We start from the raw sequence: 2,822 nt of genomic DNA, 5'->3' as shown, positions 1-2,822 counted from the left end.
CAGGCATGCTCCGAAGCACGCTCAGGGATCTGCAGGCGGATAGCCCTTCCAATCGCTGTTGAACCCGGATTTCTTCGATCCACTAAGCCATTCGGCTGTGGAAATCCGGCTTCAAAGGCGACCGCTGACGCTTTTCCAGAGCTATTCCGCCCGCTCCATCCCCTCGCGAATGAATCCCCACTCCTCCGATTGCGTGAACTCGCTCCGCTCTCACGCTTGGAGAAGGGAAGCGCAACTCGCTCCACCCTTGCGCTGAAGGTGCAGGGAAGCGCTGCTCGCTCCGCTCCCGCACCAAGGGGGGAGAGAAGATCGAACTCGCTTCGCTCCTGAGTTGCGGAGAAGGAAGGCGCTGCTCGCTCTGCTCCCGCGCCTAGAGGAAGAAACGGGCGCAACCGACCGTCATGGAACGGCTGAAAAGCAAGCTGGAAAGCGCTTGCGACGTGAGCTAGATCATGGAGAAGCGTCAGCGGTCGCTTCTGCAAGCCGAATGGCTCTTTCTGTGTCCGGCAAGCAGACGCGATGATAAAAGAGACAGGCAAGAACGAGAGCAAAGAGCAAGAACGAGAGAGCAAGAACGAGAGAGCAAGAACGAGAGAGCAAGGAACGAGAGTGCAAAGAACGAGAGAACAAGAACGAGAGCAAAGAGCAAGAACGAGAGAGCAAGGAACGAGAGTGCAAAGAACGAGAGAGCAAGGAACGAGAAAGAGAACGGAACGGGGTTGCCATTTTGCAAAACCTTACTAGGAGGAGTCTATCATGAACAAAAAGAAAACAGTCGGTCTGGCGATGACGACGGTGCTGCTGGCCGGTGTGCTGACGGCATGCAGCGGAAACGGAAACAACGGAAACAGCGGCAACAGCGGAAGCGCCGAAAATAAGGGAGCCGCGACCAATGGCGCGGCTGCAGCGAACAACGGAGCCGCTCCATCGGCAGATCCGGGGAAGATCGACACGTCCAAGAAGGTGGAACTCGTCTGGTACGTCCTCGGCGACAGCCACAAGGACAGCCCGCAGGTGCAGGAAGAAATCAACAAAATGCTGGAGAAGGACATCAACGCCACGATCAAGCTGAACTTCACGACCTGGAACGACTGGCAGACGAAATACAACCTGCTGCTGACGTCCGGAGAGAAGGTGGATATGGTGTTCGCCTCCACCTGGGCCGACTACTACAAATTCGCGGACCAAGGCGCGTTCAAGGATCTGACGGACCTGATCCCGACCTATATGCCGGAAACGTGGAAAACCGTGCCGAAGCAGGATTGGACGGAAGCGACGGTTCAAGGAAAAATCTTTGCCGTACCGAGCACATATCCGGAGTATACGCCTGACGGGCTCGTGTACCGCGAGGACTGGCGCAAGGAGCTGAACGTGCCGGAGATCAAGGATCTCGATTCGATCGAGGCCTACCTGGAAGCCGTCAAAACGCAGAAAAAGGTCACGCCGATCAACGGCAAAGCCTGGAACGAAGTCTTCACGCTTTTCAAGGCCTATGAAGGCTACGAGCAGATCGGCGGAGACAGCGGCGTCATCGTCGCCAAATCCTATGATACGCCGCGGGATATTATCAACTATGCCGAAACGCCGGAGTTCGAGCAATTCGTCAAGCGCATGAAGACCTGGTCGGAAAAAGGCTTCTGGACCTCGGATACGCTCTCCTCGCAGAAGGAAGCCGGAGATGCCCTCAAGGCGGGCACGGGCGGGGCTTACTGGCGCAACGCTCCCGGCGCGGGAGGCTTCATCGTCGATGCCGAGAAGGCGAACAAAGGAGCGGCCCAGTACGGGTATTTCCCGTTCACGCGCTTCCATAACTATGCGATGCCGACGCTGTCGGTCAACAACGCGATGGCGATACCGAAAAGCTCGAAAAATCCGGAGCGCTCGCTGATGGCGCTGGAAAAAATTCGGACGGATGAGAGATACTTCGACCTGCTCACCTATGGCATCAAGGACCTGGACTACAATCTCAGCGAAGACGGCAAGCTGGTCATTACGCCTCCAAAGGGCAAGGAAAACGACAAAACCTTCAAGAACTACGGCATTACGAGCTGGGGCTGGCGTGTCGAGAGCCTGATCAAAGAAGAGCAAGCCGGGGGATGGAAGCAGTTCCCGACGCTGCTCGAGGAATTCAAGGCCGAAAGCAAGCCGAACATCTTCTCTCCGATCGTCATGGACTACAAGCCGGTGAAATCCCAGCAGGCGGCGGTGAACCAAGTCATTCAGCAGTACGGCATGCCGCTCATGATGGGTCTGGTGCCGAATGTGGACAAAGCGCTTGAAACGTACCGCAAGCAGCTGAAGGCTGCCGGTGTCGATCAAGTGATGGATTACGTGAAGGAACAAGCCAACAAGTACTTTGACGAAAAGGGCATTCAGTAAGATCGATTGCAATTGCCGTTGCAATATAAAGGCAATGCCTGCGGTCCCTTGGAGATGAACTCCTTGGGACCTTTTCTTTCCGATAATGCGGTAGGTTCAAGCCGGATCGCACCGTGACGCGCGCGGAATTTGCAGTCACTCAAACGGCAAGGAGACGGAGCGGCATTGGCATTCGCCGACAAGGCGAAGAGCGGCGCCTGGGCGCAAAGATCTATCGCGCAGACCGTGCAAGCGGGTGTTGTCAATGGCTGCGAAGACGGCTCCTTCCGCCTGAATGGCGAAATCACTCGTGCAGAAATGGCCGCGATGATCGCAAAGGCTTTGGGTCAGACGGACGGAGCGGCTGGGGCATCTGGCTTTGCAGATGATCAGGACATTCCGGGCTGGGCGAAAGGCGCAGTGGCGGAAATGAAAAAGCTGCGCATAATCAAAGGCAAAGGGGG

General features: G+C 56.3%; 2 protein-coding genes. Both read left to right on the top strand.

The genetic code is table 11. The features are described from left to right. Positions 1-756: 756 nt before the first annotated feature. The gene (locus PHU01S_RS25460) at positions 757-2,379 is read left to right on the top strand and encodes an extracellular solute-binding protein (protein ID WP_127510487.1); all 1,623 of its coding nucleotides are present in this window, start codon (positions 757-759) and stop codon (positions 2,377-2,379) included. A 165-nt stretch (positions 2,380-2,544) separates the two neighbouring features. Further along, positions 2,545-2,822: S-layer homology domain-containing protein (locus PHU01S_RS25455; protein WP_164763204.1), on the top strand; the 278-nt coding region annotated here is incomplete at its 3' end.

Source organism: Paenibacillus humicus NBRC 102415 (assembly GCF_004000905.1).
GTDB lineage: Bacteria > Bacillota > Bacilli > Paenibacillales > Paenibacillaceae > Paenibacillus_O > Paenibacillus_O humicus.
The sequence above is the reverse complement of the archived record's forward strand: the minus strand, read 5'-3'. Positions and strand labels throughout refer to the sequence as shown.

Excerpts from the sequence above, each read along its gene's own strand:
- PHU01S_RS25460 (WP_127510487.1), top strand. The coding sequence starts at position 757 with ATGAACAAAAAGAAAACAGTCGGTCTGGCGATGACGACGGTGCTGCTG.